General features: G+C 69.6%; 23 protein-coding genes and 6 pseudogenes. 16 read left to right on the top strand and 13 right to left on the bottom strand.

Going from position 1 to position 25603, the window contains the following annotated elements:
• Positions 1-160 precede the first annotated feature (160 nt).
• The 5 genes from ACWDZ6_RS16785 to ACWDZ6_RS16805 form a co-directional block, all read right to left on the bottom strand.
• Positions 161-2845 carry an ATP-binding protein gene (locus ACWDZ6_RS16785; RefSeq protein WP_451503446.1) on the bottom strand — a complete coding sequence of 895 codons (2685 nt, stop codon included), beginning with the start codon at positions 2843-2845 and terminating at the stop codon, positions 161-163.
• A gap of 83 nt (positions 2846-2928) precedes the next feature.
• Positions 2929-3279: a YciI family protein gene (locus ACWDZ6_RS16790; protein ID WP_451503447.1), complete on the bottom strand. Its 351-nt coding sequence runs from the start codon at positions 3277-3279 to the stop codon at positions 2929-2931.
• Positions 3276-4211, bottom strand: a complete 936-nt coding sequence (locus ACWDZ6_RS16795) for a Vgb family protein (protein WP_451503448.1) — start codon at positions 4209-4211, stop codon at positions 3276-3278. Before ACWDZ6_RS16795 ends, ACWDZ6_RS16790 begins: the two co-directional genes overlap by 4 nt.
• Before the next feature lie 117 nt (positions 4212-4328).
• The gene (locus ACWDZ6_RS16800; RefSeq protein WP_451503449.1) at positions 4329-5270 is read right to left on the bottom strand and encodes a GNAT family N-acetyltransferase; all 942 of its coding nucleotides are present in this window, start codon (positions 5268-5270) and stop codon (positions 4329-4331) included.
• 8 nt (positions 5271-5278) lie between these two features.
• Positions 5279-5848 carry a dihydrofolate reductase family protein gene (locus tag ACWDZ6_RS16805; RefSeq protein WP_451503450.1) on the bottom strand — a complete coding sequence of 190 codons (570 nt, stop codon included), beginning with the start codon at positions 5846-5848 and terminating at the stop codon, positions 5279-5281.
• A gap of 268 nt (positions 5849-6116) precedes the next feature.
• Here ACWDZ6_RS16805 and ACWDZ6_RS16810 point away from each other — a divergent pair.
• Positions 6117-6667: pseudogene (locus ACWDZ6_RS16810) on the top strand (DNA glycosylase AlkZ-like family protein); the annotation flags it as partial.
• On the opposite strand, the gene ACWDZ6_RS16815 reads toward ACWDZ6_RS16810, so the two are convergent.
• Positions 6668-6820 (bottom strand): hypothetical protein, encoded by a 153-nt coding sequence (locus ACWDZ6_RS16815; protein WP_451503451.1) that lies wholly within the window; start codon positions 6818-6820, stop codon positions 6668-6670.
• 342 nt (positions 6821-7162) lie between these two features.
• Here ACWDZ6_RS16815 and ACWDZ6_RS16820 point away from each other — a divergent pair.
• From ACWDZ6_RS16820 to ACWDZ6_RS16845, 6 genes and pseudogenes are all read left to right on the top strand, one after another.
• Positions 7163-7740 (top strand): annotated as a pseudogene (locus ACWDZ6_RS16820) (DNA helicase); the annotation flags it as partial.
• A 279-nt stretch (positions 7741-8019) separates the two neighbouring features.
• Positions 8020-8880: an SDR family oxidoreductase gene (locus ACWDZ6_RS16825; protein ID WP_451503452.1), complete on the top strand. Its 861-nt coding sequence runs from the start codon at positions 8020-8022 to the stop codon at positions 8878-8880.
• A 274-nt stretch (positions 8881-9154) separates the two neighbouring features.
• Positions 9155-9382, top strand: coding sequence for a methyltransferase (locus ACWDZ6_RS16830; RefSeq protein WP_451503453.1), 228 nt, complete (start codon positions 9155-9157; stop codon positions 9380-9382).
• Positions 9383-9635: 253 nt separating this feature from the next.
• Positions 9636-10841, top strand: coding sequence for a beta-1,3-glucanase family protein (locus tag ACWDZ6_RS16835; protein ID WP_451503454.1), 1206 nt, complete (start codon positions 9636-9638; stop codon positions 10839-10841).
• A 54-nt stretch (positions 10842-10895) separates the two neighbouring features.
• A complete protein-coding gene (locus tag ACWDZ6_RS16840) occupies positions 10896-11312 on the top strand; it encodes a cysteine/serine endopeptidase inhibitor (protein WP_451503455.1) in 417 nt (138 codons plus the stop codon).
• Positions 11313-11399: 87 nt separating this feature from the next.
• Positions 11400-12128, top strand: coding sequence for a chitinase (locus ACWDZ6_RS16845; protein WP_451503472.1), 729 nt, complete (start codon positions 11400-11402; stop codon positions 12126-12128).
• Positions 12129-12255: 127 nt separating this feature from the next.
• On the opposite strand, the gene ACWDZ6_RS16850 is transcribed toward ACWDZ6_RS16845, so the two are convergent.
• Positions 12256-12480, bottom strand: coding sequence for a hypothetical protein (locus ACWDZ6_RS16850; protein WP_451503456.1), 225 nt, complete (start codon positions 12478-12480; stop codon positions 12256-12258).
• 2 nt (positions 12481-12482) lie between these two features.
• Here ACWDZ6_RS16850 and ACWDZ6_RS16855 point away from each other — a divergent pair, with 2 nt between their 5' ends.
• The 7 genes from ACWDZ6_RS16855 to ACWDZ6_RS16885 all read left to right on the top strand — a co-directional run bounded on the left by ACWDZ6_RS16855 (position 12483) and on the right by ACWDZ6_RS16885 (position 19885).
• Entirely contained in the window at positions 12483-12833 is a 351-nt protein-coding gene (locus ACWDZ6_RS16855; RefSeq protein WP_451503457.1) for a hypothetical protein, read from the top strand.
• 279 nt (positions 12834-13112) lie between these two features.
• A complete protein-coding gene (locus ACWDZ6_RS16860; RefSeq protein WP_451503458.1) occupies positions 13113-14531 on the top strand; it encodes a sulfatase family protein in 1419 nt (472 codons plus the stop codon).
• Positions 14532-14691: 160 nt separating this feature from the next.
• Positions 14692-16179, top strand: a complete 1488-nt coding sequence (locus ACWDZ6_RS16865) for a sensor histidine kinase (RefSeq protein WP_451503459.1) — start codon at positions 14692-14694, stop codon at positions 16177-16179.
• 180 nt (positions 16180-16359) lie between these two features.
• Positions 16360-17235 carry a helix-turn-helix domain-containing protein gene (locus tag ACWDZ6_RS16870; protein ID WP_451503460.1) on the top strand — a complete coding sequence of 292 codons (876 nt, stop codon included), beginning with the start codon at positions 16360-16362 and terminating at the stop codon, positions 17233-17235.
• A 97-nt stretch (positions 17236-17332) separates the two neighbouring features.
• Positions 17333-17737, top strand: coding sequence for a winged helix-turn-helix transcriptional regulator (locus tag ACWDZ6_RS16875; RefSeq protein WP_451503461.1), 405 nt, complete (start codon positions 17333-17335; stop codon positions 17735-17737).
• Positions 17738-17840: 103 nt separating this feature from the next.
• A complete protein-coding gene (locus ACWDZ6_RS16880; protein ID WP_451503462.1) occupies positions 17841-18539 on the top strand; it encodes a response regulator transcription factor in 699 nt (232 codons plus the stop codon).
• A gap of 125 nt (positions 18540-18664) precedes the next feature.
• On the top strand, positions 18665-19885 hold the full coding sequence (locus ACWDZ6_RS16885) for an ROK family protein (protein WP_451503463.1): 1221 nt from the start codon (positions 18665-18667) through the stop codon (positions 19883-19885).
• A 263-nt stretch (positions 19886-20148) separates the two neighbouring features.
• Here ACWDZ6_RS16885 and ACWDZ6_RS16890 read toward each other — a convergent pair.
• From ACWDZ6_RS16890 to ACWDZ6_RS16915, 6 genes and pseudogenes are all read right to left on the bottom strand, one after another.
• Positions 20149-20364: pseudogene (locus tag ACWDZ6_RS16890) on the bottom strand (HAD-IA family hydrolase); the annotation flags it as partial.
• A gap of 127 nt (positions 20365-20491) precedes the next feature.
• Positions 20492-21481 (bottom strand): glycine betaine ABC transporter substrate-binding protein, encoded by a 990-nt coding sequence (locus ACWDZ6_RS16895; protein WP_451503464.1) that lies wholly within the window; start codon positions 21479-21481, stop codon positions 20492-20494.
• Positions 21481-22347 (bottom strand): ABC transporter permease, encoded by an 867-nt coding sequence (locus ACWDZ6_RS16900; protein WP_451503465.1) that lies wholly within the window; start codon positions 22345-22347, stop codon positions 21481-21483. Before ACWDZ6_RS16900 ends, ACWDZ6_RS16895 begins: the two co-directional genes overlap by 1 nt.
• Entirely contained in the window at positions 22344-23636 is a 1293-nt protein-coding gene (locus ACWDZ6_RS16905; RefSeq protein ID WP_451503466.1) for a betaine/proline/choline family ABC transporter ATP-binding protein, read from the bottom strand. The genes ACWDZ6_RS16900 and ACWDZ6_RS16905 overlap by 4 nt, the downstream gene beginning before the upstream one ends.
• A complete protein-coding gene (locus tag ACWDZ6_RS16910) occupies positions 23629-24276 on the bottom strand; it encodes an ABC transporter permease (protein WP_451503467.1) in 648 nt (215 codons plus the stop codon). Before ACWDZ6_RS16910 ends, ACWDZ6_RS16905 begins: the two co-directional genes overlap by 8 nt.
• A 49-nt stretch (positions 24277-24325) precedes the next feature.
• Positions 24326-24496: pseudogene (locus tag ACWDZ6_RS16915) on the bottom strand (Lrp/AsnC family transcriptional regulator); the annotation flags it as partial.
• A gap of 325 nt (positions 24497-24821) precedes the next feature.
• Here ACWDZ6_RS16915 and ACWDZ6_RS16920 point away from each other — a divergent pair.
• A pseudogene (locus ACWDZ6_RS16920) lies at positions 24822-25037 on the top strand (IS630 family transposase); the annotation flags it as partial.
• 60 nt (positions 25038-25097) lie between these two features.
• A pseudogene (locus tag ACWDZ6_RS16925) lies at positions 25098-25603 on the top strand (hypothetical protein); the annotation flags it as partial.

Here is a 25603-nt window from a genome sequence, read left to right on the forward strand (position 1 = left end):
ACGGCGCCGTCCGCTGGGTCGGCGGGTCTTGGCACAGGCCTTCGGAACGAGACGGGTTCCCCCCGGGCGGATCTCTCTCGGTCGCAGCTGGCGTCCCGGCTCAGCCCAGCTTGTGCCTGTGGTCGGGAAGGGCGCCTGGCCTGCCTCCTCTTCTGCGCCGTCAGTTCGTGAGCAGGTCGGCGAGTTCTGTTCGGGAGCTGATGCCGAGCTTGGGGAACGCGCGGTAGAGGTGGTGGCCGACGGTGCGTGGGCTCAGGAACAGGTGCGTGGCGATTTCGCGGTTGGTGGCGCCGGTGGCCGCGAGGCGGACGACTTCGCGCTCCTGGGCGCTCAGGCGGCTCAGGGGGGAGTCGGTGGCGTCGGACGGGTCGTGGGTTTCGCCGGCTGCCTGGAGTTCCGTGCGAGCGCGGTGGGCCCAGGGTCGGGCGTTCAGCTGATCGAAGATTTTCAGTGCGGTGCGCAGTTGGTCGCGGGCGTCGATTTTGCGGCGCGAGCGGCGCAGCCATTCGCCGTAGAGGAGTTGGGTGCGCGCCCGATCGAAGTCGTTGCCGTCGGTGTGCAGGTTCAAGGCGGCCAGATAGTGCTGCTCGGCCTGTGTGTCCGGGCTGGTCAGGGCCGCGCAGCGGTGCGCTTGGGCCGTGAAGTGGAGCTGTCCGAGGTCGGCCGCCCATGTCATGAGCTGATCCGCGGGTGCCCGCGCCCCTTCCGGATGTCCGGCGCGCACGGCCGCCTCGATCAGATCCGGCAACAGGTGCCGGGCCAGGAAGGGGTGGCCCGCCGCCTGCCGGGCCGCCTCCAGATGGCGCAGCGCGTCCTGCGCCCGCCCGAGGCCGAGGTCGAGCAGCCCCAGCGCCCACAGCGCCTCCGCCGCGCCCCGTCCGACCTCGCGCGGGCGGGTGTACTCCAGTGCCTGTTCGGCCATTTTCCGGGTCTGCGCCTCCTCCCCTTGGACGGCGGCCAGCACCGCCAACAGGGCGCGCAGATGGGCTGCTCGGTGTTCCAGGTCGTAGCCGTCGGCCAGCCGGAGCGCTTCGGTGGCGTGTGCGTGCGCGTCGTCGAGCCGGCCGAGCGCCAGCTCCACCTGGGCGCGCAGATGCAGCGTGGTGGGCAGCCATCCACCGATGCCCTGCTCGCGGCACTGGGCGACCGCCGCGGCGGCCAGTTCGTGCGCGGTCGCGTGATCGGCCATCAGGTGGCAGTAGATCGCGGTCACCAACTGGTCCATGAGCCCGACGTCGGCGAGGCGTCCGGCCCGTACGAGAGTGTCCAGGGCCCGGCGCGCGCCGGGCAGGTCGCCCGCCAGGAGGTGGGCGGGCACGGCCAGGATCGGCAGATGGGGTGTGCGGACGCCGAGCTCGACCATGAGGGGTGCGTCGCCCGCGCAGAAGGCCGCGTGGATGGCGTCGGTCAGCAGCGGCGCGAGCTTGTCGGGGCGGTCGGCCGAGATCGTGTCCGCGCAGTCGGCCAGGATGCGGGCGGCCCGGCGGGGGCTGCCGTAGCCGAGCTCGACCACGGAGCGTACGCGGGCGAGGTCCGCCGCCATCCCTGGGTCCCGCAACGGCAGTGGCACCTGGTCGGTGAGAGCGCGGCACCGTTCGTCCTGGCCGGCCTCGCTCGCCTTCTGCGCGGCGGTGATCAGGCGGCGGGCGTGCCGGTGCGGATCGGCGGTCAGGCGGGCGGCCCGCTCGTACGCCGCGGACGCGGACGCCATCGCCTGCCTGCTTCCGGCCCACTCGGCGACCCGTTCCAACTCCGCGGCGACCTCTTCGTCCGGGCCGGTCGTCGCGGCGGCCAGGTGCCAGGCGCGCCGGTGCGCGTGCTGGGCGCCGTCCAGGTCCGCCGCCAACGCCCGGTGCGCCGCGATCCGCCAGGCCAGCGGGGCCTGTTGGTAGGCGGCGAACCGGATGAGGGGGTGCCGGAAACGCAGTTTCTGCGCGGATACGAAGACCAGTCCGGCACGCTCGGCGGGCTCTAGATCCCTGGCCTCCCCGTCGAGCCGACGCGCGGCTGCCAGCACGGTGGGAAGGACCCCGGTGTCGTCGGCCGCGGCCACCGCGAGAGTGCGCTGGGTCGCGTCGGGAAGGCGGCGGATCTGCTGTGCGAACGTGTCCTGGAGCTGATGGGGCGGCTCGGGCCGCGCCTCGGCCGGCACCAGCGGCCCCAGCTGTCCGGCGCGCTGCGCCGGGGTCAGCGCGGCGGCCAACTCCCGCAGCGCCAGCGGGTTTCCCTGTGCCTGGTCGAGGATGTGCTCGGCGACCGGGGGAGCGAGGCCGGGCAGCAGCGCCACGGCCGACCGCCGGTCGATGCCGGTGACGTGTACGCGCGGCAGCGCCCTCGATCCGCTCTCCGGCGAGGTGCCGCGGGTGGCGTAGAGCATGACTATGCCTTCGTCCCGCAGCCGCCGGGCGGCAAAGGTCAGCGCGTCCCCGGACGGCCGGTCGAGCCATTGCAGGTCGTCGACCAGGCACAGCAGGGGGTCGTCCGTGGCCGCCTCGGACAGCAGCGACAGTGTGGCGAGCCCCAGGGTGAGACGGTCCCGTACGGGCTCGTCGCTCAGGCCGAAGACGGCGCGCAGAGCCCCGGCCTGCGGTCCCGGCAGCCGGTCGAGTAGATCGAGCACCGGCAGGAAGAGCTGATGGAGCCCTCCGAAAGCGAGCTCCATCTCCGACTCGATGCCCTCGACCCGCAGCACGCGCATGCCGTCCGCGTGGGCGGCCGCATGTTCAAGGAGAGTGGTCTTGCCGATGCCGGCCTCGCCGTGCAGCAGCAGTGAACCGCTCGCTCCGTGCCGAGAGTTGGCGAGCATCCGCTCAATGTGGCGTCGTTCTTCTGCGCGCCCCTGCACCGTCCGTCCCCCCCCCGCCAGCAACCGAGCATCATGATCGACACTGTACGTCGGGGGAGGGGCGATGCCGCAACGGACCGTCCTCAGGCGCCTTCGAGCACCGGCCAGATCTCGATGGTCTCCAAAGTGCCGAGCCCCTTGGCGAGTTCCACGGCTTCCTCACGGTCGGCCACGTCGATGACGAACCAGCCGCCCAGGGTCTCCTCGCCCGGGTGTGCGGGCCCGTCGGTCACCGTGGCGGGCGCTGCTTCGGTGGTCTTGCGCACGGTCGCCACGGAGGCCGACTCGGTGTCCAGGGCATCACCACTTATCAGTTTGCCTGCCGCCGCGATCTTGCCGATCCAGGTCTCGTACGCCGCTCGGTGAGCGGCCCGGGCGGTCCGGATCCGGTGGCGCGACTCATCGGTCTCGAAGATCACGAGTGCGTACTTCATGAGCATTCCCTTTCGTTCCCTCGTTGTTCGTTGCTGTGTTGCGTGCGGACACGGACGCCGACGCGGGCGAGTGCGCCGATTTCCAGCGCTGTCCACAGAGCTCCGTCCGGGCCCAGGGCGATCCCGTGCGGCTCCGAGCCCGGGGTCGGCAGGTCGTGCACGGTGACGGTGCCGTCGGGGGTGAGGGAGCCCACCCGGTTGCCGGCCCACTCGGTGAACCACAACGTGCCGTCGCTGCCGAGGGTGATGGCATGCGGCCGGGACGTGCGGTCGGGCAGCGGGAACTCGGTGATCCCGCCGTCGGGAGTGATCCGCCCGATCTGCCCTGCACCGATCTCGACGAACCAGACCGCCCCGTCGTGCCCGGCCGCGATGCCCACCGGGGCGGCGGACCTGGTCGGCAACGGGTGCAGAGTGACGGCTCCGTCCATGCCGATCCGCCCGATCGCGTCGGCCTGGTTCAGGGTGAACCACATCCCGTCGTCGGCGCCCGCGGTGATCGCGGAGGGGTAGGTCCCCGTGGCCGGCAGCGGGAACTCGGTCACCCGGCCGTCGGTGGTGATCCTTCCGATCCGGTCGGCGGCGGTCTCGGTGAACCACAGCGCTCCGTCCGGCCCGGCAGCGATTCCGAACGGACCGCACTCCGCAGTCGGCACGGTGAATTCCTCGACCTTGCCGTCGAGGGCGATCCGGCCGATGCGGTGCGCCCGGTGCTCGGTGAACCACAAGGCGTCGTCCGGCCCGACAGCGATGATCGTCGGCCCGCAGTCCGGATCGAGTTGATGGTGCGTGAGTACCCCTCCGGGCACGAGACGCCCGATGCCCCCGCGGTGAACCAGCGTGAACCACAGCGCCCCGTCCGGGCCCGTGGTGAGCGCGTAGGGACCGCTGTCGCTCCCGGCCAAGGTGAACTCTTCGATGAAAACCGGCATCAGACCGGCTCTCCTCTCTTCATACGGCTCATACGGCTCTCTTCATACGGCGCGCCCGCTGCCGCCCGTCATCAACCATCCGTCTCCCTCGGGCGAAGGGGCCTCCGTCTCTCCGCCCTACGCCACCGGCGCCGAATACAGCATGCGGATCTCCGAAGTCCGGTATCCGACGCGGGCGAAGGCCGCGGCCATGGGGGCGTTGCCGGTGTCCGTGGTGGCTGTGATCAGTTCGGCACCGGATTCCGCGTGGATGAGGGTGATCTCGGTGAGGAGGTCGTCCACGTACCCATTGCCGCGGAACTCGGGGACGACGCCCAGGTAGCCCACGTTGCGGGCATACGGTGTCGCGGAGGGGAGGGCGAGGCCCGCGACCTGCCCGTCCGGGGTGTGGGCCACGCGCCACCACTCGCGCCGACCGGGGCAGCCGAGATAGAAGTCCATCTCGTCCCTGGCTGTGGCTTCGGCGCCCTTGACGGCGATGTTCCTGCGGGTCTCGTCGTCCAGGCTGCCGACGGCTGTCCGACGGAACAGCCGGAGGAACTCCTCGTCCGAAGCGGGGGCGAACGTCAGCCGGCCCCTGGACGCGGGGAGGCCGACGTCGGCCGTCCATTGCAGGCGCAGCCGTTCCACCTCGTGCGTGAGGCCTGCTGCCACGGCGGCCCGGCGCCGCCACTCCACGGCGGCCACCGCGGCCGGGGTGTCACGCCAGCCGACGGGCAGCGTCAGGTTGTACAGCGGAGTTTTGGGCGCACCGGCGTCGGCGAACGCCCGCAGCGCGGCGGTCAGCAGCCCGGCCGCCACCTCCGCGCGGTCGGGGAGCGTCGGGTCGACATGCAGACAGTCCAGGGCGACGGGGTGAGCGCTGTCCTGCTGTCCCCACCACAAGGAACGGCCCACGATCCGCCCGTCGTCCTCGGCGATCCAGGTCCACTCCGGCCGGTACATCCCCTGCTTCAACTCGTCCAGGTAGCGGTCGGTGTCGATCCAGCCCACCGGTTCATCCACGATGACTGCTGCGACACGCTCTTGATCGGCCTCGGTCGTGGGGCGAAACAACACTTGTGCTCCTACTGCTTGGTGTACGTAGTGACAGTCGCGCCGGTGGCGAAGACCCGGAAGTCGGTCAGCGTGAAGGCGGCAGGGTCGAATGCCGCGTGGAACAGCGGAACGCCGGCCCCGAAGACCACCGGGCGGCGGTGGACCACGAGCTTGTCGACCTCGCGCAGCAAGCGCCCGGCCAGCACCGGGCCGCCGCACAGCCAGATGCCCATGCCCGGCTGCCGCTTCAGCCCGCGGACGAACTCCGCCGGGTCCCCGGCGACGACATCGACGCCTGGCGCGGGCCGTTTCAGGGACGAGGAGACTACGTACTGCCGAAGCCAGGGATACGGGCTGTCGGCACCGGCCGCCCGAGCGGATTCGTAGACGTCGCGCCCCATGACGACCGTGTCGAACAACCTGTTCGCCGTGCTGACGACGCCCAGCGGCCTGCGGGCATGGTCCGGGACGGTCTCGGGGTACTCGGCCAGAACGGCGGCCTTGAGATCGCCGTCGAAGCCGAAGGGGTCGCACTGTCCGTCAGGACCGGCGGGGAAGCCGTCGACACTGCAGCCGACGAGGTACGTGAGCAGACGCATGCGGGTCCGATTCCGATCCGTTGCCACCAGGGACGAGATGACACTAGGCACCCCGATTCAGGAGGGCATCGGTCATCGCGACGTAACGTGACCCGCCTCGCCCGGGACGGCATCGGTGTCGGTGTCGGGGTCGGTACCGGCGGGCCGGAGTGTCAGGGGCCGCCCCTTGTCCCACGCCTCCCGATCCCCTTTGTACCGAGGGCGCTCCGCGACGATCGACCGGGTCTGGGCCGTGCCACGGCCCAGGTGCCAGCGCACCGCGCGGGAGGGGGCGGCGCTGGGGGTGGCCACGGTAAAGGATCTCGCGGACTACCAACGGCTGGCGGTGGAACAGATCCACTCGGCGCTGCCCGACAGCGGGCTGGTCGAGGTGCCGGTCGCCGGCTGGGGCAAGGACGGCCGTACGGCTGCCGCCTGGGCCGACACCGCCGCCCTGGCGGAACAGCTGCGCGGCCGCCACCGCACCACGCTGCTCTCGCCCTTCGACTCACTGGTGTGGGACCGGGCGCGCACCGAACGCGTCTTCGACTTCACCCACCGCCTCGAGGCGTATGTCCCCAAGGACAAGCGGGTGCACGGCTATTTCGCAATGCCGCTGCTCTCGGGCGGGCGTCTGGTGGGCAGGGTGGATCCGGAGCGGGCGAGGGGCAGACCCTGGTGGCGCGTCAGATCTCGCTGACCGGCGCCAAACACGTACCGGCTGCGGCGAAAGCGCTGCGGGAGGCCGCCGAGTGGGTCGGCTGCACGTACGTACGCGCCGAGCGGGTGCTGCCCGAAACGCTCGCCGCGCCGCTTGCCACCGCGCTCGCCTCGGCCTGATCAGCCTATTTCGAGAATCTTCTCGCGCATCGCATAGACCACGGCCTCCATGTTCTTCGGCGCGGTATCCAGCAGGACGACGGCGTCTTCGGGCTGAAGGCGGTTGACAGTCCGCAGCCGGCCGAGCCCGCCAAGACTGTTCCGGGAAGTCACTAGGATCCCGTGATGACCCGGCGGCACCAGAGGCTGGACCTGAGCGAGCGCCGAGGCCGATGTCTTCCGTGCCGGCGACCATCTGGCCCTCCAGGCGGGCGCGGGAACGGGCAAGACGAGCACGCTCGTCCTGCTCGCGTCAGGCACCAAACGCCGGGGCCGCTAGTCGCCTTCAACAAGGCCATCGCCCACGAGGCCGCCGCCCGTTTCCCGTCCATGGTGGCGTGCAAGACCGCTCATTCCCTCGCGTTCGCGGCGGTCGGTCACCGTTACGCCCGCCGACTGAACGGACCCCGCCAGGCCGGCTGGAAGACCGGCATGGCTCTTGGCATCTCTACCCACCTCGCCGCCGGGAGCCGGGTGGCGCTCGCCGGGGGAGGGGAGAGCCTGCGAGCTCTGGCCACCGCTGCTCGCGACCTCCAGGAGGGACGCCGCACCTGGCACCCCGAACTGCTCCTGTTCCCCTCCTGGGACGAACTGCAGGATCATGCCGAACACGACCCGGCAGGCAGCGATCTGAAGCCGTTCGTCGACCTGATTGACCAGCACGGCACCGAAGCCGTCCTCACGGCGGTGGACCGACTCACCCCCGAGACACATGCCGACGTCACCATCTCCACCGCTCACCGAGCCAAGGGCCGTGAATGGGCAAACGTCCGGATCGCCGCCGACTTCACCCCGCCCAAGACACCGACCAGCAGGACAATAACGGCCGACCCATCCCCGCAGCGCTGCTGTCGGTCACAGACACCGATTGGGCAGCGTCAATCACCACGGCGCGTGAGCAAGGTCCGGGCGGCGTCTATCTGCTGGGGCACTCCGACCCGGCGTTCACACTCCGGACGTACACGCACTTCATGCCGCAGGCCGGCGCTCGTGGGCTGTACGCCATCGAGGCGTGGTTCACGGACCTCGGCTGAAAGTCCCTGAGAAGTCCCAGAGGGCGAAATCTCCCGCCGGGTGCCCGTAAACATGCAGGTCAGAGCATGATCGCTCCCTGCGTGGGACAATACCCGGCGCACAGCCCGACTCGTCTGCCTTCACCCTCCTATCTTGCCGCCCTGCATCTCCCTGACCTGCTTACTCTCCTTTGGGGAGTGGGCTAACTAAAAAGTGGTCACTTCCCAATGGGGAGTTACTTCTGTGTACTGCTGGCGGGGCGCTCGAGCCCTCCCAGACCTACGTACCAGGAGTGAGACATGTCGATCGCCGTTACCGGAGCGACCGGGCAGCTTGGCTGGCTCGTTGTGGAGGAGTTGCTGCGGCGCGGAGTGGCGTCGCAGGACATCGTCGCCACCGGGCGGAACACCGACCGGCTGGCCGATCTGGCCGAGCGGGGAGTTCACGTGCGTCGGGCCGACTTCGCCGATTCTGGGAGTCTGGTCCAGGCCTTCCAGGGGGTGCGGAAGGTGCTCATCGTGTCGACGACGACCGTCGGTGAGCGGTACGACAACCATGTGCGGGCCATCGACGCCGCCAAGGACGCCGGTGCCGAACTCATCGTCTACACCAGCACGCTCAACGCCCGCACTGCCGGCATGATACTCGCCGACGCTCATGCGAAGACCGAGCAGTATCTGCGCGACAGTGGCGTTCCCTTCGTCGTCCTGCGCAACGGCTGGTACCTGGAGAACTATACGTCGCAGTTCCCGCTCTACCTGGAGACCGGCGTCGTGCCGGGCAGTGCCGGTGGCGGCCGGGTCAGCGCCGCCTCCCGGCGTGACTACGCGGAGGCCGCGGCGGCCGTTCTCGCCGGCGAGGGGCATGCGGGGTCCGTGTACGAACTGGGCGGGGAAAACGCCTTCACGCTCGCCGAGTTGGCCTCCGCGCTGTCCGACACCTCGGGCAGGCATGTCATCTACAGCGACCTTCCCGCCGAGCAGTACCGTGCCGCGCTCCTCGACGCCGGGCTGCCCGCCGAACTCGCCGAAGTCCTCGCCGACTCCGACCTCGGGCTCAAGCGCGGCGAGTTGTTCACCAGCAGTGGGGATCTGCGTCGGTTGATCGGTCGGCCCACGGTCGGTCTCGCCGGTGTGCTCACCGGCGCGACTGAGGCCTGACGCGGCGCCAGCCCGGGTCCGGCAGGTAGTGCTCCCCGAGCAGGCGGGCCAGCAGCTGGCCGCGGCTGCGGACACCGACCTTGGAGAAGATCGACTTCAGGTGGTCCTGAACAGTGTTGGGCGGGTCCGTGTGGTGCGGGTCTGTGTGGTCGAGTTCGCCTACGGCGGGCCTGGGCTCTCGCCGCCACCTGGTGGATGGCGTACGGCAGTTCGCCGCCGTGCCGGGGCAGGGTGGGCATCAGCTCGTCCAGTCACCGGCGGGCGGTGTCATTGATTGTCAGGGTCTCGTTGCGCGGCCCGAGGATCAGGACGCCCGGCGATCCCGCCCGGCGACGCGCCGCACCCCGCCAAGTTCGTCGACCTGACCATGCTGGCCATGCTGACCGGACGGGAGCGCACCGCCGAGGAGTACGAGGCGATGCTGGACGCGGCCGGATTCACCCTGGACCGAATCGTCGCCACCCCCACGCCGTTCTCGTTCATCGAGGCGACCCTGCGCTGAATCCCGGCCCACCCTTTTCACACGCATTCCCCTGGGCTGTGCCTGCCCGACGCTTCGTCGAAAACGTCGGGCAGGCGCAGCCCTCTTTTCCGTTCGCGGTCCGCGCAACAACTGTCCGCGCAACAACTGTCCGTCCCGCAGCAACTTTTGATGACCGTCGCGCGTCACCGCTGGCTAGGTTTGACCGCGTTCACGCAAGGAGCGTTCGAGAAAGGAACGGACATGCCCCGTGGTAAAGAAAGGGAATTTCCGCATGGTGCCGCTTGATTCACCGGTGTTCTCCCGCCGCAGTGCGCTTACCTCGCTGGCCGGTGCCGCGGTGGCCGGCGCCGCGCTCGCCGCGGGCGCGCGTCCGGCCCTCGCCGCGGACGAGGACGGCCCGGCCCTCCCGGAGGAGCGCGCCGGCGGCCTGCCTCTGGTCATCCACAACAACAGTGGTGAGTACGCCAACCGCAACGTCCACCTGTACATCGTCGGCAGCCGGGGCGACCGTCACATCCGGGTCACACCCCGCGGCACGGTCGAGCCGGTCAAGGTCTCCGACAACCAGGACAACGGCTTCACCGACTACGCCATCCCGCTCGACGCCCGCGGCACCGCGCGGATCCGGCTGCCGCACATGTCCGGCCGGATCTACGTCTCCCTGGGCGGCAAGCTCAAGCTCAAGGCCGTCCGGGACGGGGCCGGGCGGCCCGCGCTCCAGCACCCGGCGAGCTGGGTGAAGTCCGACCCCAACTTCCCCGTGCTGCACGACTTCGTGGAGTTCACGCACAACGCGTCCGGCATGTTCTGCAACACCACCATGGTCGACATGTTCAGCGTGCCGCTGATGATCCGGCTGTCCGGGAACCGGGACCAGACCACCGGCAGGATGCGGCAGGGCGGCCGGGCCCGGATCTTCCGGGCCATGGAGAACACCCCCGGCTTCGGAAGGCTGGTCGTCGGCGGACGGCGGGTCATCGCGCCGAGTCACGGACTCGACGCGGGCCGGTTCGGCAAGCACTACTTCGACCCGTACATCGACAAGGTCTGGCAGGCCTACCGGCAGCAGCCGCTCCATGTCCGTACCGTCGGGGGCGCGTTCACCGGCCGGGTCGACAACGGCAATCTCACCTTCCACGGCCCGGCGACGGTCTCCTTTGCCAAGCCCTCGACCCGCGACGTGCTGTTCTGCGACGGCGCCCTCGCCGCCCCCAACGACGGGGTCACCGGTCCCGTGGCCGCGATCCTGGGCGCCGGCTTCAACCGCTCCACGCTGCTCAGCCATCCGAAGCAGCCGACCACCCGCGCGGCGGCCTTCTACAAGCCGGAGATCACCAACCACTACGCGCGGGCCATCCACGCCCAGATGGACAACGGCAAGGCGTACGGCTTCGCCTTCGACGACGTCGCCGAGTGGGCGTCGTACATCCAGGACACCCAGCCGAAGACCATGCACCTGACGCTGACCCCGTTCTGACGGGCCGGTACGGCCGCTCTCCTCTTCCGATCCTTTGACGAAAGGCGATCTGTCATGCCCGTTTCCCGTCGTACGCAGTCGGTCCTCACCGTCACCCTGGCGGCGGCCGTCCTCGGTGTCGCCCAGGCGTCGCCCGCCTCCGCCCTCCCGTTCGGCAAGGACCGCCAGGGCAAGGCGACCTACTACAACGAGGCCGGCACCGGCGCCTGCGGAGAGCCGCTCGACGCCGCGACACAGATGCTCGTGGCGGTCTCGCCGAAGTGGTGGAAGGCCGCCAATCCCAACAACGACCCACTCTGCAAGGTCAAGGTCCGGCTGACCTTCCGCGGCAAGACCATCACCGTTCCGGTCAGGGACAAGTGCATGGAGTGCGGGCCCAAGCACATCGACCTCAGCCAGCCGGCTTTCGCGAAGCTGGCCAATCCCTCCAAGGGTGTTATTCACAAGGTCACCTGGAAGTTCGTCCGTTGACCAGCCCGTTCCTTCGTCCGCTTTACCCACCGATGCATTCCATCGGTTAACAACCCATTCCATCGAGGAGTTTCCACCATGCCGAAGATGCGTACCGCTCATGCCCTTCTGACCGCCGTGCTGCTGGCGACGACAGGGGCTGGCCTCACCGCGGCGACCGCGTCTGCCGCACCTGCCGCGCCCACCGCCCAGGGTGACTTCGTCGTCAGCAAGGCGGAGTACAACAAGATGTTCCCCAACCACAAGCCCTTCTACAACTACGAAGCCCTGGTCAAGGCGATGAAGAAGTACCCGGCCTTCGCGGGCAAGGGCAACGCCGGGACCAAGAAGCGTGAGGCGGCCGCCTTCCTCGCCAACGTCCACCATGAGACCGGCGGCGGGCGCTACATCGTCGAGCAGAACAAGGCCAACTGGCCGTCGTACTGCGACACCTCGCAGCCGTACGGCTGCCCGGCGGGGCAGTCCGCGTACCACGGTCGCGGGCCGATCCAGCTCAGCTGGAACTTCAACTACAAGGCCGCCGGTGACGCGCTTGGCATCGACCTGCTCCACAAGCCGGGGCTGGTGCAGAAGAACCCCGTCGTGGCGTGGAAGACGGGACTGTGGTTCTGGATGACCCAGTCCGGCCGCGCGGGCACCATGACCCCGCACAACGCCATGGTCAAGGGCAAGGGCTTCGGCCAGACGATCCGCAGCATCAACGGCGCCATCGAGTGCAACGGCGGCAACCCGGCCCAGGTGCAGAGCCGGGTGAAGACGTACAAGAAGTTCACCAAGATCCTCGACGTCAAGCCGGGCAAGAACCTCAGCTGCTGACCCGCTGAGCCGGTGCCGGACGCCCGTGAGCTCCCCGGGCCTCCGGCACCCCAGTGCGACGCCCATGCCGTAGCACCACCCCCCACCTTCTTCGGAGCCGAATCCATGAGACGTACCGCGATGCTGGTCAGCGCCTCAGCCTCGCCGCACTGGCCGCCACCGTCGAGCCGGCGCAGGCGGGGACCGCACCCGCCGACAGTGAGACCCGCGCCATCGCCTTCTCCGACCAGGAGCAGGACACCGCCCTGGAGTTCTGGACCGACGCCCGGCTGAACGCCGCCAAGGAGATGGCCGCGCCCGCCGCCGCCCCGGAGGCGCCGGCCGTCACGTCGTCCGCCATGTCGTCCGTCATCGATGACGGCGGTCGTGGGTGGTGCGCAGGGCATCAAGTTCAATGCCCCGAACGGGCGTTACGTCCATTCCTTCGGCTACGGCGGTTCGCGCGCCGAGGGCAACGGCGAGCGGCTGAACCACTGCCAGGGCAAGGAACACCGCGACCTCGGGCGCCCCGGCTCCACCATGTGGGGCATCGACTGCGTGCAGACCTGCGGATCCAGCAGCGGTGCCTTCCTCGCCGAGTTCAAGGCAGACGAGGGTGTCGGTGTTCTGGTCGGCAACATCGCCGTCGGCATGGACGCCAGCGAGTACCACCCGCGTCTCGGCGACCGCGCCCGCAAGCTCTACAAGGCCGCGAGCAGGGCCTGATCCCCCGCCCGGGGGGCGTTCCCCTCCCTTCCGCCGCCTCTGGGCTCCCCGGAACACCGGGCGCCGTCACGGGTTTTCGTGCCGGCGCTCGGTGTTCCTTTTTGCCTGCCGGATTAATTGGCCGCAGAGCCGGAATAAATCCCCCAGCAATTATGGGCGTTGACCGGCGCGGAATCCGGCTGCCACGCTTTCGGTATGATTCGTACTCGTCAATTACTGGCCCTGATAGTCTGCGGAGTGTCACTGGCTCTGGCGGCCCCGAGTGGAATGGGCGGGGCAATGAACAGTCCCGCCGTCACCACACGGCCCGTCGCGGCCGCGGCGGAAAATCCGAACGTTGTCTTCGTCCTCACCGACGACATGTCCTCGAACCTCCTGCCGTACATGCCCGAGGTTCAGAAACTCCAGTCGCAGGGCATGACGTTCAGCGACTTCGTGGTCAGCAACTCGCTCTGCTGCCCGTCCCGGGCGTCCATCTTCACCGGCCGGTACCCCCACAACACCGGAGTCCTCAGCAACGAGGGGCCGAACGGCGGGTTCGACGCCTTCCACGGCGGCGGAGAGGAGCGCGACACCTTCGCCACGGCCCTTCAGGCCAAGGGCTACCGCACCGCCATGATGGGCAAGTACCTGAACGGCTACAGCCCCAACGACACCGTCGCGGGCCAGAAGCCGTACATCCCGCCGGGCTGGAACCAGTGGGACGTCGTGGGCGGCGGCTACCAGGGCTACGACTACAAGCTCGCCCACAACCACAAGATCGAGTCGCACGGCGACAAGCCCAAGGACTATCTGACCGACGTGCTGAGCAAGAAGGGTACGGCGTTCGTCAGGAAGTCCGCTGCGGCGAACAAGCCGTTCCTGCTGGAGATCGCGCTCTTCACGCCGCACGGCCCCTCCACGCCAGCGCCGCGCCACGAGAACGCCTTCCCCGGCCTTGAGGCTCCGCGCAGCCCTGCGTTCGACAAGCTGCCGACCAACGCCCCGCCGTGGCTGGCCCGGCAGGACCGGCTGACCCAGCGCGAGAAGAACACGATCGACCGGAAGTTCCGCAAGCGCGCCCAGGCGCTCCAGTCGGTCGATGGGATGATCAGGAAGCTGCGCAACGCCCTGACCAGGGCCGGCGTCGCCGACAACACCTACATCGTCTTCGGCTCCGACAACGGCTTCCACCTGGGCGAGTACCGCCTCAAGGCGGGCAAGCAGACCGCCTTCGACACCGACGTCCGGGTACCTCTGGTGATCGCCGGACCCGGTGTCGCGGCAGGCAGGACGAGCAACGCCCAGGTGTCGAACATCGACCTCGCGCCCACCTTCCAGCGGATCGGCGGCGCCCCGGTGTCGTCCCGGGTGGACGGGCACAGCCTGCTTCCGCTCCTGGACGGCGGCTCCGACGCCAACTGGCGCACGACCAACCTGATCGAGCACCGCCACGCCGACAAGTCGCCGGGCGACCCCGACAACAACGGCGGGGAGAGCATCAGCCCGCCCAACTACCACGCCCTGCGCACCAACTCCTACACCTACGTCGAGTACGGCAGCGGTGCGAAGGAGTACTACGACCTCCGCACCGACCCCTACCAGCTGCACAACACCGTGGGGCAGCTCGGCGGAGCCCGGCTGGAGAACCTGCGGGACGCACTCAAACGCCTCAAGAACTGCCGTGGCGACGGCTGTTGGAGCGCCGGGAACCTGTAGATCCTCTCCCGGAGACGCCCCTGCCGCGTAGTGTTGGCGGGGGCCGTCCGCACGTACTGGACGGGCCAGGGTCGGCGGAGTGCGGGTGACGAGGGCTGATGGTCGACGAAGGATTCGTCCTGCGTACGGATGCCGGTGAGCGGAAGACCGGTGGCGGCCGGTGAAGCTCTCCAGCCGGCTCGCCTTCACCGTCGGCGGCGGCGTACCCGTGCTGATCGTGGCCTGCGGATGGCTGCTGCTGAGCCTGATAACCGATGACCTTCGCCAGCAGCAGGACGCCCAACTGCAGGCCCGAGCCACCGTCGTGGCCAAGAACACCAAGAACTACCTGGACGTGGCCGGGACCGGCCAGCCGGTTGTCGAGGAAGCCCGCCGACAGCGGCTCATCAAGTCCACCAGCGGCATGGGCGTACGGATCACCGGACCCACGGGCACGCTGCGAGGCGGTCCCCAACTCCCGCACGCACAACTGCCGTACAGCGCCCCGAAACCGCTGAAGATGACCGTCGAAGGCCGCGACTGGCTGGTCCTGTCGTTGCCCGTCGCGATCGACCGGAAGCGGAACCGGCCCAACCTCTGGCTGTTCTCACCGGACACCGTCGAGGAGGAGCTGGCGCTGGTGCGCCAACGTGTGTACGCCGGGGCCGCGCTGGCCCTGCCGCTGGCGGGAGCGGCGGCCTGGGCCATCGCGAACCGGGCGGTGTTGCCGCTGCGCCGGCTGCAACGGCGTACCAGCGAACTCGACCCGCGCACCAGCTCCGCCCGGCTGGAGCACCGCCCCACCCGCATCGCCGAGGTTGACGACCTCGCGCTCACCCTGCAGACAGTGCTCAACCGCTACGACGAGCAGGTGGCACGTACCGGGGAGGCTTTGGCCACGGCCCGGTCGTTCGCGGCGGCGGCCTCCCACGAGCTGCGTTCGCCACTGACGAGCATCCGCGCCAACCTGGATGTCTTGGCAGGCCCGTTCGAGCTCGACACGGCGGAACGCGCGGAGGTGCTGGCCGAGTTGGTGGCCGAGCAGGAGAGGCTGGTCGGCCTGCTCACGATGCTGCGGACTCTGGCGCAGGGCGATCTGGTCGAGGCGGAGGCGTTCGCGGCACTGGACCTGGGGGAGTTGGTGCACTCCTGCGTCGCCGGACTGCGCCGCGCCCACCCCGAGACGGAGGTGTCCGTGCGGGCGGCGTCGGGACTGATCGCGCACGGCTGGGCGGAGGGGCTGGGCTCGGCGGTGGACAACCTGCTGACCAACGCCCGGGTGCACGGGAGGGTCGGCGAACGTACCGCCACCATCGCGGTGACCCTGCGGCAGTCCGACCGGCCGGGCGAGCGGATCGCGGTACTCACCGTGGACGACGACGGCCCAGGCGTCCCGCCCGAACGCCGGGAGAAGATCTTCGAGAGGTTCTGGCACGGTCCGGACAGCCCCGGCTCCGGGCTGGGCCTCACCCTCGTCGCCCAGCAGATCACCCTGCACCAGGGGCAGGTCTCGATGTCGGACCGCCCGGACGGGCAGCGCGGCACACGCTGCGAGGTACGGCTGCCGCTGACCGGCGTGCGGGAGTTCGAGCACACACTGCCGTTGCTGCGCCGCGACTGGCTGAGCGGCACGGCGGAGGCGTCCGGAATCAATCCCGCCCGAGGCTGATTCCTTCTGGCTCGAATTCACCTCACCCGGGGTCGGCGATTCAGGGGTCGGCATTTCCTGTACTGAATTAATCCCGCCCGACGTCGATTATTCCCGCAGGGATTCCTTGAAAACGGCACCTCCTCCTTGTCATGGTTCCGGAGAGAGCTGTCGGACCCGAGGAAGAGAGGAACACCGACGTTGGATGGAACCACTGCGGTGGCCCACACGATGTGGCGTGCGCTGCACGTGTGGAAGCGGACGCTGGGCAAGGGCGTGCACACGCTTCCGGTGCCGCCGTCGACGGGAATCGGGCTGAGTGTGCACGTGAGCGGCATCCTCGCCGTCCACGGGGGCCGCGGGGACACGCGGGAGACGATCCTGCTGCCGGAGGACGTCTGCGTCACCCCCGCGGAACCGAACCAGCCGCTGGTGGTGTCCCCGAGAGGGAACAGACCCGCCGTGATCGCGTCCCTCGCCATTCCCGAAATCATGGTGCTCCGGCTCGGCGGAGAGGAATTCCGGATGGGGGAGCGCCAGTCCCGGCACCCCTGTCCGGCTGTCACCTCCGACCCGGTGCTCGCCGAAATGGTGAAGGCCGTGGTGGCCGCCAGTGAACTCGGTGCCGGCGACGATTACGCGGACTCGGCGGCGCGTTTCATCCTCGCCCACCTTCGTATTCCGCGGTCGCGCGCCGCCGCCCCGAAGGAGCCGGCGGGCGGTCTCACCCAGCGGCAACTGGAGACCATCACCTCGTATATGAGGGCCAACTTTGCGCGGCCCATCACTCTGGACGATCTCGCCGCCCTGGTCTCCTTCAGCCGCTTCCACTTCCTGCGCTGCTTCAAGAACGCAACGGGCGCCACGCCCTACCGGTATCTCACCGAGTTGAGGATCGCGTCGGCGCGAACGCACCTGGAGAACGGCACCGAGACCATCGCGGCCATAGGCCAGCGCTGCGGCTTCTCGGGCTCCGAGCACTTCTCCCGGAGCTTCCGCCGGGTCATCGGCTGCACACCGTCGCAGTACCGCACGATGCGGCCCGAGTCGGCCGCGGCCAGGCACTCTCCGGCGTAGAGCGCCCGTCGCTCCGGAGAGTTTCCTCCCCTGGATACGCTTACCGCGGCTGCGGGACGTGCACGCGACGTGGGGTGAGGGCATGACGGGTGAGGGCATGACGAAGGAATCGGGCACCGAGTGGGACCCGTACGCCGGCGGCTGTCCGTCCCGCGACGTCCTGCACCGCATCGGCGACAAGTGGACCGTGCTCGTCCTCGGGGAGCTGGCGGAATCCGGAGCCAAGCGCTACACCGCTCTGCGCAGGAAGCTTGAGGGCGTGAGCGAGAAGATGCTCACGCAGACACTCCGCGCGCTGGAGCGGGACGGTCTGGTCCACCGGACCATCCACCCGGAGATCCCACCCCGCGTCGAGTACGAGCTCACCGAACTGGGCGCCACTCTGCGCGAGCCGCTGGTGGCGTTGAAGACCTGGTCGATCAGTCATATGAGTGACGTCATGGAGGCGCGGGCGGCCTACGACAGCCGCGGCGATACGGCGTCCCGCCGGTCCGCGGGCTGAGTGGCGAGCCGCCCCGGGCCAACGGGGCATGAACCCGGAGGCAGTTGGCCCACGGGTAGCATCGCGCCCGCGGGCGCAGGCAACGTCTTGAGAGGAGCGACGCATGGCCGGCAGGGCCGGACGAGTTCTCGTGGCCGACGACGACGTGAGCACGCGGCGTTCGCTGGAACGCGGACTCCGGCTGGGGGGCTTCGAGGTGGCGCTGGCCGGTGACGGCCGTTCCGCGATGGAGTCGATGAACAGACTTCGTCCGGACATTGTGGTCCTCGATGTCTGCATGCCCGACCTGAGCGGCATCGACGTGTGCCGGACACTGCGCGAGAACGGGGACGACGTGCCCGTTCTCATGCTCTCCGGATTGGACGAAGTGGCCGACAGGTTCGCCGGGTTGCAGGCTGGCGGCGACGACTACCTGGTCAAGCCCTTCGCGCTCCAGGAACTGACGCTGCGCCTGCACGCCCTCCTGCGGCGCCGCCCTCCCACCGCGACGGACCGGGTCCGGGTCGGCGGCCTGGCCGTGGAACCGTCCGCCCGCCAGGCATGGCTGGACGGACAGCTCCTGCACCTGACGCCCCGCGAGTTCCACCTCCTGGAGATGCTGGCCCGGAACGCGGGCCTGGTCCTGACCCGCGGCCAGCTGCTCGAACACGTCTGGGGCTACGACGCCCGCGTCCGTACGGACGCCGTGGACACGTTCGTCAGCCATCTGAGGCGCAAGACGGAGGCAGACGGGCGTCCCCGCATCCTGCACAGCGTGCGCGGTGTCGGATTCGTGCTGCGCGTGGACAACGGCCCGGCCTGACCGCCCGTTCACTGCGCCGGGAGGGGCGGTTCAGGAGGGGCGGCCCCGATCACAAAGATTCCACAAGAACTGTCCCTACTTTCCTCCTTGCGGCAGGCCGGGTCTGCCGCAAGAAGGGGGCAGAAGTGCCGAACGCGACACGCAACAGCACATGGGCACGGGGAGAGAACGGGGATCAGATGCTGCGCTTGCTGCGCCAGTTCGGCCCCCTGACACGGAGCGAGCTGGGGCAGTTGTCCGGGCTGTCACGCACCACGCTGTACGAGGTTGTCAGCAGGCTCGTGGACGGTGGCCAGGTGATCGCCGCGGTGCCGGACAGCACTCCGCGCAGGCGGGGGCGCCCGGCGGAGAAGCTGGTTCTGAACCCGGAGGCCGGCCGTGTCCTGGGCATCGACTTCGGGCGGCGGGCCGTTCGCGTGGTCGCGGTGGCGGGGGACCACGACGGCCTGGAGCGCCACGGCCTGGAACACGACGCCATCAGTACGGCGAGCGAAGCACATTCCCCCACGGCCCAGTGGCCGGACCGTATCGTCATCGCGCGTCGGCTCGTCGGCACCCTGACCGGTGGACGACTGCGACTCGACGCCCTGAACGGTGTGGGAGTCGCGGTGACGGGCCCGGCAACCGACTCGCCCGCCGCGGTCGACCAGCGGGCCATGGCGGTGATGATGGGCCGCAGCCTCGGCACACGGGTGCGGTTCGACAACGCCGCGCGGCTCGCGGCCCTGGCCGAGACGGTCTGGGGCGCGGCCCAGGGACAGCGAGACGTGCTCTACCTGGAACTCTCGGACCCTGTCGGTGGGGCGCTGGTGAGCGGTGGCGTGCTGCACCGTGGCGCACACGGCTGGTCGGGGGAGTTCGGGCACATCACCGCGGAGCCCGGAGGCGCGCCATGCCCCTGCGGTGGCCAGGGCTGTCTGCAGACCGTCGCGTCGACCACGGCCATGCTGAACTCGTACCGACCCGGGGCCGGCTTACCGGACTTGGTGGCCGCGTTGGGTTCCGGAGATCCGGCCGCCCACGCGGTGCTACGCCGGGCCGGCACCCACGTGGGAAAGGTGCTGGCCGGTCTGGTCAACGCGCTCGAACCCGGCATCGTCGTCGTGGGCGGTGAACTCGTCACGGCCGGCCCGACCCTGATGGAGTCGGTGCGGCGTGAACTGCTGGCGAACGTCGTGCGGTGCGGCTCGCGGCCGCCGCTGCTCGTCCGTCCCACGAAGTTGGGCGACCACGCCGCCGCTCTCGGGGCCGCGTCACTCCTCTGGCAGCCCGGCAGGACTCCTTCGCATTCCGTCGGAAAGGGCCTTGGCGCGGCGGTCAGGATGTCGGGCCTCCACACGAATTAATGGCGGGCAGGACCGGATTAGATTGACCGCATTCAATCTGGAATGGAAAGCTCGAATGAGTCGAATCAGCGCTCGGCTCGCGCCATTCGGGCTGCTCATCACCGGAAACTCCGACCAGATGGAAACGGAAAGAATGACGAGGTCGAGGTCACGCTCGACAACGGCAAGCAGACCGACGTACACCTCGACAAGGACTGGCGACAAGGGCTGCTTCCGCTCTGACCCGGCCACCCGCGACGGGTCACTTGAAGAACTACCTCCGTGCCGTGTGTGGCGAACGCCGCGTCGTCGGCCTGTGCGGCGACGTACGGGATCGCAGCGCATTCCGGCCGCGTGTGCAGCGGCGGCGCCTGGGGCGTGGTCCTCCAGAACCACGCGGCCGCGGACACTCCCAGGCGGCGCGCCGCATCCGGGAAGATGTCCGGCGCGGGCTTGCCGTGCGCGACCTCGTCGGCCGAGACGGTATCCCGGGACTGGGCAGATGCTAACCGGCATCGTCACCAAGTGGCTGCCGGACGACCGGGCCGATGTGCACCGTCGTGCCCTGTTCTCCCGGGGGCGGTGAGCCGGTTGTGATGGAGCTCAAGCCTGGGGCAAAGCCGTCTGTCAGCCCTCCCGGATGAAGCCCTCCCGCACCAGCCAGTCCTTCGCCACCTCGTGCGGGTCCTCCCCGTCCACGTCCACCCGCGCGTTCAGCCGCTGGGCCTGCGCCCCCGTCAGCCGCTTGGTGATCGGGGCGAGGACGTCGGCGATGGCGGGGTACTTCCTCATCGTGGCGCTGTTCATCTCGGGGGCCGCGTTGTAGTTGGGGAAGAAGTGCCGGTCGTCCTCCAGCACCTTCAGCTCGAGTTCCGGAATGCGGCCGTCGGTGGTGGCCGCCACGCCGAGGGTGCATGCCGCGCCCTTGGCGACCTGGGTGTAGACGACGCCGTCGTCCATCTTTTTGAAGTTCCCGCGCCGGAGGGCGAATCCGTACGTCTTCGCCACGCCCGGCAGGCCGTCCTCGCGCACCGAGAACTCGCTGCCGCCGCAGATCGTCGCCGCGCCCGGGTCCTTCTTCGTCAGACGTGCCACGTCGGAGAGGGTGCGCAGCCGGTACTTCTGCACATTTGCCCGGTTCGCGACCAGCGCGTAGGTGTTGTTGAGCGGGGCGGCGGGCAGCCAGGTGATGCCGGTGCGGCGGTCCTCCTCGCGTACGGCCTCCCACTGCTCGTACGGGTCGACGACCGGCTCGGTGTGACCGAGGTAGGTGATCCAGGCAGTGCCCGTGTACTCGTACATCCCGTCCGCCGCACCGGACTTGACCGCCTCGCGGGCGCCGATCGAGCCCTGGATGTTCGTCCGGTCCAGGACTTCCGCGCCGGCCGCTTTGAAGGCCAGCCCCATGATCTGGCCCAGGATGATCTGCTCGGTGAACTCCTTCGAGGTCACAGTCAGTTGGGCGCCCTTCAGCGGTCGCCCCTCTCCGATGGAGCCGGGCTGCACCGGGTCGGCCAGCGGGCTGCCGCTGGTCAGTCCGCAGCCGCTCAGCCCTGCGGCGGCGAGCAGCAGGGCGCCCGCGCCCGCGACGGCCGTCCGTACCCGGGCCAGGCGCATCAGTCCCCCTCCAGGCCGCGTGGACGCAGCAGCAACTCGACGAGCAACCCCAGCCAGTCCACGATCAGCGCCATGGCGACCGTCAGTACGGAGCCGAGCACCAGCACCGGCATGCGCTGGTTGGTGATGCCGGAGGAGATCAGGTCCCCGAGTCCTCCTCCGCCGCCGAAGGTGGCCAGCGTCGCGGTGCCGACGTTCAGCACGAGCGCGGTCCGTACGCCCGCCAGGATCAGCGGTACGGCCAGGGGCAGTTCGACCCGGAACAGCACCAGCAGCGGCGACATCCCGATGCCGCGCGCCGCCTCTACGAGTGCCGGGTCGGTGGCCCTCAGGCCGGCCACGGTGTTGCTCAGCACCGGCAGCACCGCGAATGCCACGATGCCGACCAGGGCGGCTCGTTGGCCGATGCCGAGCCAGATCACCAGCAGTGCCAGCAGGCCCAGGGCCGGGGTCGCCTGGCCGATGTTGGCCGCCGCGACGAACGGCGGTGCGGCTCGGCGCAGGACCCCGCGCGTCAGCGCGATGCCCAGCGGGATCGCGATGATGAGCACGAAGAAGGTGGAGATCGCGACGAGTTCGGTCTGCTGGAGGAGTGCGGTGCGCACGGCGCCGTCTGCGAGGGCGTTCCTGGCGATCGAGTCCAGCTCGGTGGTGCGGAGATACAGCGCGGTGGCGCCGAGGACGACCGCGACGAAGGCCGGCAGCGTCATCAGCTTCTGCCAGGTGATACGGGGCGGGACCCGGTCCAGTGCGGCGAGCCGGGTCACGGGCTCGTCGTGCCCTGGCCCTGGAGCCGGCCCCGGGGACCCGTAACCGGCCTCGGGAGCGGCTCCACCACTAGCCCCGACACCGACGCTCCGGCTCACGCGGGCTCACCCCGGCCGGTCGGCCGAGCCTCCTCGGTTCCGCGCTCGCCCGGCGCCCCGTGCATCGCGTTGAGTAGTGTCGACATGTCCACCACGCCGGCGTACGCGCCGTCCTGTCCCGTGACCGCGACGCGGCCCGTACCGTCGGCCAGCAGCGCCTCCAGCGCGTCCCGCAGCGTCATGTCCACCCCGATCCGGCTCCGTACGGGGGTGCCCGCCGACAACGGCAGCGGCTCTCCGGCGGGCGCACTCCGGGCGCGCGTCAGGTCCTCGCGTCGCAGCCAGGAGTGCGGGCGCCGCTCCCGGTCCAGTAGCAGCAGGTGGTCGGCGGAGGCGGAGCCCGCGTCCAGCAGGTGCAGGGCGGTCTCGAGCGGGTCGTCGACGGTGGCGGTCGGGACGTCGGCGAGCTCCACCTCCCGTACGCGCTTGAGGTGCAGCCGCTTCACCCCGGCTCCTGCGCCCACGAAACCGGCGACGAAGTCGTCCGCCGGACTGGCCAGGATCGCTTCCGGAGTGTCGAACTGGGCGATCTGCGACCGGTCGCGCAGCACCGCGATCCGGTCGCCGATCTTGATGGCCTCGTCGAAGTCGTGCGTGACGAAGACGATCGTCTTGCGCAATTCGCGCTGCAACCGGATGAGTTGGTCCTGCAGGCGCTCGCGGGTGATGGGGTCGACGGCCCCGAACGGCTCGTCCATCAGCAGCACGGGCGGGTCGGCCGCCAGCGCCCGCGCCACCCCGACCCGCTGCTGCTGGCCGCCGGAGAGTCGCCGCGGATAGCGGCCGCGGAACTCCCCGGGATCCAGCCCGACCAGTTCGAGCATCTCCTCGACCCGGTCCCGCACCTTCGCGCGGGGCCAGCCGGCCATCTTCGGTACGAGCGCGATGTTCTCGGCGACGGTCATGTGCGGGAAGAGGCCCGTGGCCTGGATGGCGTAGCCGATGGTGCGGCGGAGCGCCACGGGGTTGATGCCGGTGACGTCCTCGCCGCCGATGGTGATCCGCCCCGAGGTCGGCTCGATCAGCCGGTTGATCATCTTGAGGGTGGTGCTCTTGCCGCAGCCCGAGGGCCCCACGAGGATCACGGTTTCGCCGGCCGCGACGTCCAGGGTCACGTCCTCCACGGCCGGCGCTTGGCTGTCCGGATAGCGCTTGGTGAGGTTGTCCAGCCGGATACTCGCGCCGGCGGCGGCCGGCCGGTCGGGCCCGGCGGATCGGGCGGATCGGCCGGGGCCTGCGGCTTCGGACGTCGGGGAGGTCGGTTCGACGATTTCGGCAGAGTCAGCCACGGATCCCCCGTGAGATGGTGAGCCGTCCGATCAGCACGTACCCGGCGTCGAACAGCAGGGCCAGGACGACGATTCCGAGCGTCCCCGACAGTACTTCGTTGAGCGCGTTCGCACTGCCCAGGCTGGAGATCCCGCGGAAGATCTGGTTGCCGAGCCCGGGCCCCGAGGCGAAGGCCGCGATCGCCGCGATGCCCATGAGCATCTGGGTCGACACCCGGACACCGGTGAGGATCGGCGGCCAGGCGAGGGGCAGTTCGACCCTGAGCAGCTGGGCGAAGCGTGACATCCCCATGCCCTTGGCGGCCTCGACGAGGGCTGGGTCGACTCCGCGCAACCCGACGACCGCGTTACGGACCACGGGCAGCAGTCCGTACAGCGTCAGCGCGATGACGGTCGGCGCGACGCCGAGGCCGACGACCGGGACGAGCAGGCCGAGGAGAGCCAGGGAGGGGACTGTGAGGATGCTTGCGGTCGTGGTGATCGCGAGGTTTCCCGCCCACTCGGTGCGGTAGGTGAGGACGCCGATCAGGACCCCGAGCACCGTGGCGACGACCATGCACTGGAAGACGGCGCTGGCGTGCTGATAGGCGTCCACCAGCAGCTGTTGGTAGCGGGTGCCCAGGTACTTCCAGAAGCTCACTTCTCGGTCCCTCCCTCAAGGCCGGTCCTCCAGCGGTCAGCGGTCCAAACGGCGCCTGCCGCGACGCCTGGCGCACCAGTGGAGTGATCCGGAGCGGCACCGGATTCTCGATCATGATCGCCGTCGAGGCCCGCACGATGCCATCGAATCCCACCCTCCGGTCGATCACGCGCTGCAAGTCGGCATTCGAGCGTGCCACCAAACGGCACAGCATGTCACCACCCCGCCAGCGGCGAGGAGTACTTGGGCCGCGCCCGACGGGAGCCGCATCACCGGCTCAGCAAACTCGCACTGCTCGCCAACCGCTGATCCACCCGGGCATCCGACACGACTCTCCCCGGTGGTGGGGGAGTAAGAACTCCTATCGCAATGACTTCAGGCGCCGCCAGCAAATGAGTGCGCATCCGAGTGTGGGGAATGCTTCGTGGATGTCGTCGCGTATCTCCCAGCGGATCCGCAGGCGGCGGGACCAGTGCAGGTGAGCGAACGCGCGCTCCACGACCCAGCGTTGGGTGCCGGCCTGTCGGCGATGACGGTGGTATAAGCGGTTCGTGGAGTCACGGCTGGAGGGCCTGGCGGACACCGATCGTCCGGGGCGGCCGAGGGCCGGCCTGGTCCTGAGCGATCTCGAGCGGGAACAGTTGACGCGTTGGGCACGTCGGACGAAGTCCTCGCAGGCCTTGGCGTTGCGGTCGAGGATTGTGCTGGCGTGCGCCGAGGACACGTCGAACAAGCGTGTCGCCGACCGCGCCGCCCTCTGATACCGGGCACTCTTGCGTTAGCAGCGACCGAACGCCATCGAGGGCCACCGAAAGGCGACCATGACCGACCCCGTGAGCCGGACGATCCTCCTGCTCGACATCGAGAAGTACAGCGACCGGGACGACGTCGAGCAGGCCTATCTGCGGCGCGTGCTCTACGACATCGCCGACCGTGTCCTGGAATACGCCGGCATCGAGGAAACACTGCGGATACGGGCCGACCGGGGCGACTCCGTCATGGAGCTGATCGATGCCAGCGCCTCCGTGACGGCTCTGCTCCGCGCCCTGCTCTCCGAAGTTCCGGCCCAACTGCACGGATACAACCGGCTGGCGTCCAGCTCGGCGCAGATCCGACTGCGCGGAGTCGTCGCCACCGGGTACGTCGCCATCGACCAGCACGGTGGGTGGGTAGGCTCCGACCTCAACCATGCCTGCCGCCTCCTGGACGCCCAGTTGCTACGCAAAGCCCTACGCGAGCGAGCCGACGGCTTCGCGCTGTGCGTGTCGGAAGGCATCCACACAGGAATCGTGCGCCACGACCACCACGGCATCCCGGCAGCCGACTT

The organism is Streptomyces sp. NPDC002926, assembly GCF_053591755.1.

Excerpts from the sequence above, each read along its gene's own strand:
- ACWDZ6_RS16790 (WP_451503447.1), bottom strand. The coding sequence starts at position 3,279 with ATGAAGTACGCACTCGTGATCTTCGAGACCGATGAGTCGCGCCACCGG.
- ACWDZ6_RS16795 (WP_451503448.1), bottom strand. The coding sequence starts at position 4,211 with ATGCCGGTTTTCATCGAAGAGTTCACCTTGGCCGGGAGCGACAGCGGT.
- ACWDZ6_RS16805 (WP_451503450.1), bottom strand. The coding sequence starts at position 5,848 with ATGCGTCTGCTCACGTACCTCGTCGGCTGCAGTGTCGACGGCTTCCCC.
- ACWDZ6_RS16825 (WP_451503452.1), top strand. The coding sequence starts at position 8,020 with ATGTCGATCGCCGTTACCGGAGCGACCGGGCAGCTTGGCTGGCTCGTT.
- ACWDZ6_RS16835 (WP_451503454.1), top strand. The coding sequence starts at position 9,636 with ATGGTGCCGCTTGATTCACCGGTGTTCTCCCGCCGCAGTGCGCTTACC.
- ACWDZ6_RS16840 (WP_451503455.1), top strand. The coding sequence starts at position 10,896 with ATGCCCGTTTCCCGTCGTACGCAGTCGGTCCTCACCGTCACCCTGGCG.
- ACWDZ6_RS16845 (WP_451503472.1), top strand. The coding sequence starts at position 11,400 with ATGCGTACCGCTCATGCCCTTCTGACCGCCGTGCTGCTGGCGACGACA.
- ACWDZ6_RS16850 (WP_451503456.1), bottom strand. The coding sequence starts at position 12,480 with ATGACGGACGACATGGCGGACGACGTGACGGCCGGCGCCTCCGGGGCG.
- ACWDZ6_RS16855 (WP_451503457.1), top strand. The coding sequence starts at position 12,483 with ATGACGGCGGTCGTGGGTGGTGCGCAGGGCATCAAGTTCAATGCCCCG.
- ACWDZ6_RS16860 (WP_451503458.1), top strand. The coding sequence starts at position 13,113 with ATGAACAGTCCCGCCGTCACCACACGGCCCGTCGCGGCCGCGGCGGAA.
- ACWDZ6_RS16875 (WP_451503461.1), top strand. The coding sequence starts at position 17,333 with ATGACGAAGGAATCGGGCACCGAGTGGGACCCGTACGCCGGCGGCTGT.
- ACWDZ6_RS16880 (WP_451503462.1), top strand. The coding sequence starts at position 17,841 with ATGGCCGGCAGGGCCGGACGAGTTCTCGTGGCCGACGACGACGTGAGC.
- ACWDZ6_RS16895 (WP_451503464.1), bottom strand. The coding sequence starts at position 21,481 with ATGCGCCTGGCCCGGGTACGGACGGCCGTCGCGGGCGCGGGCGCCCTG.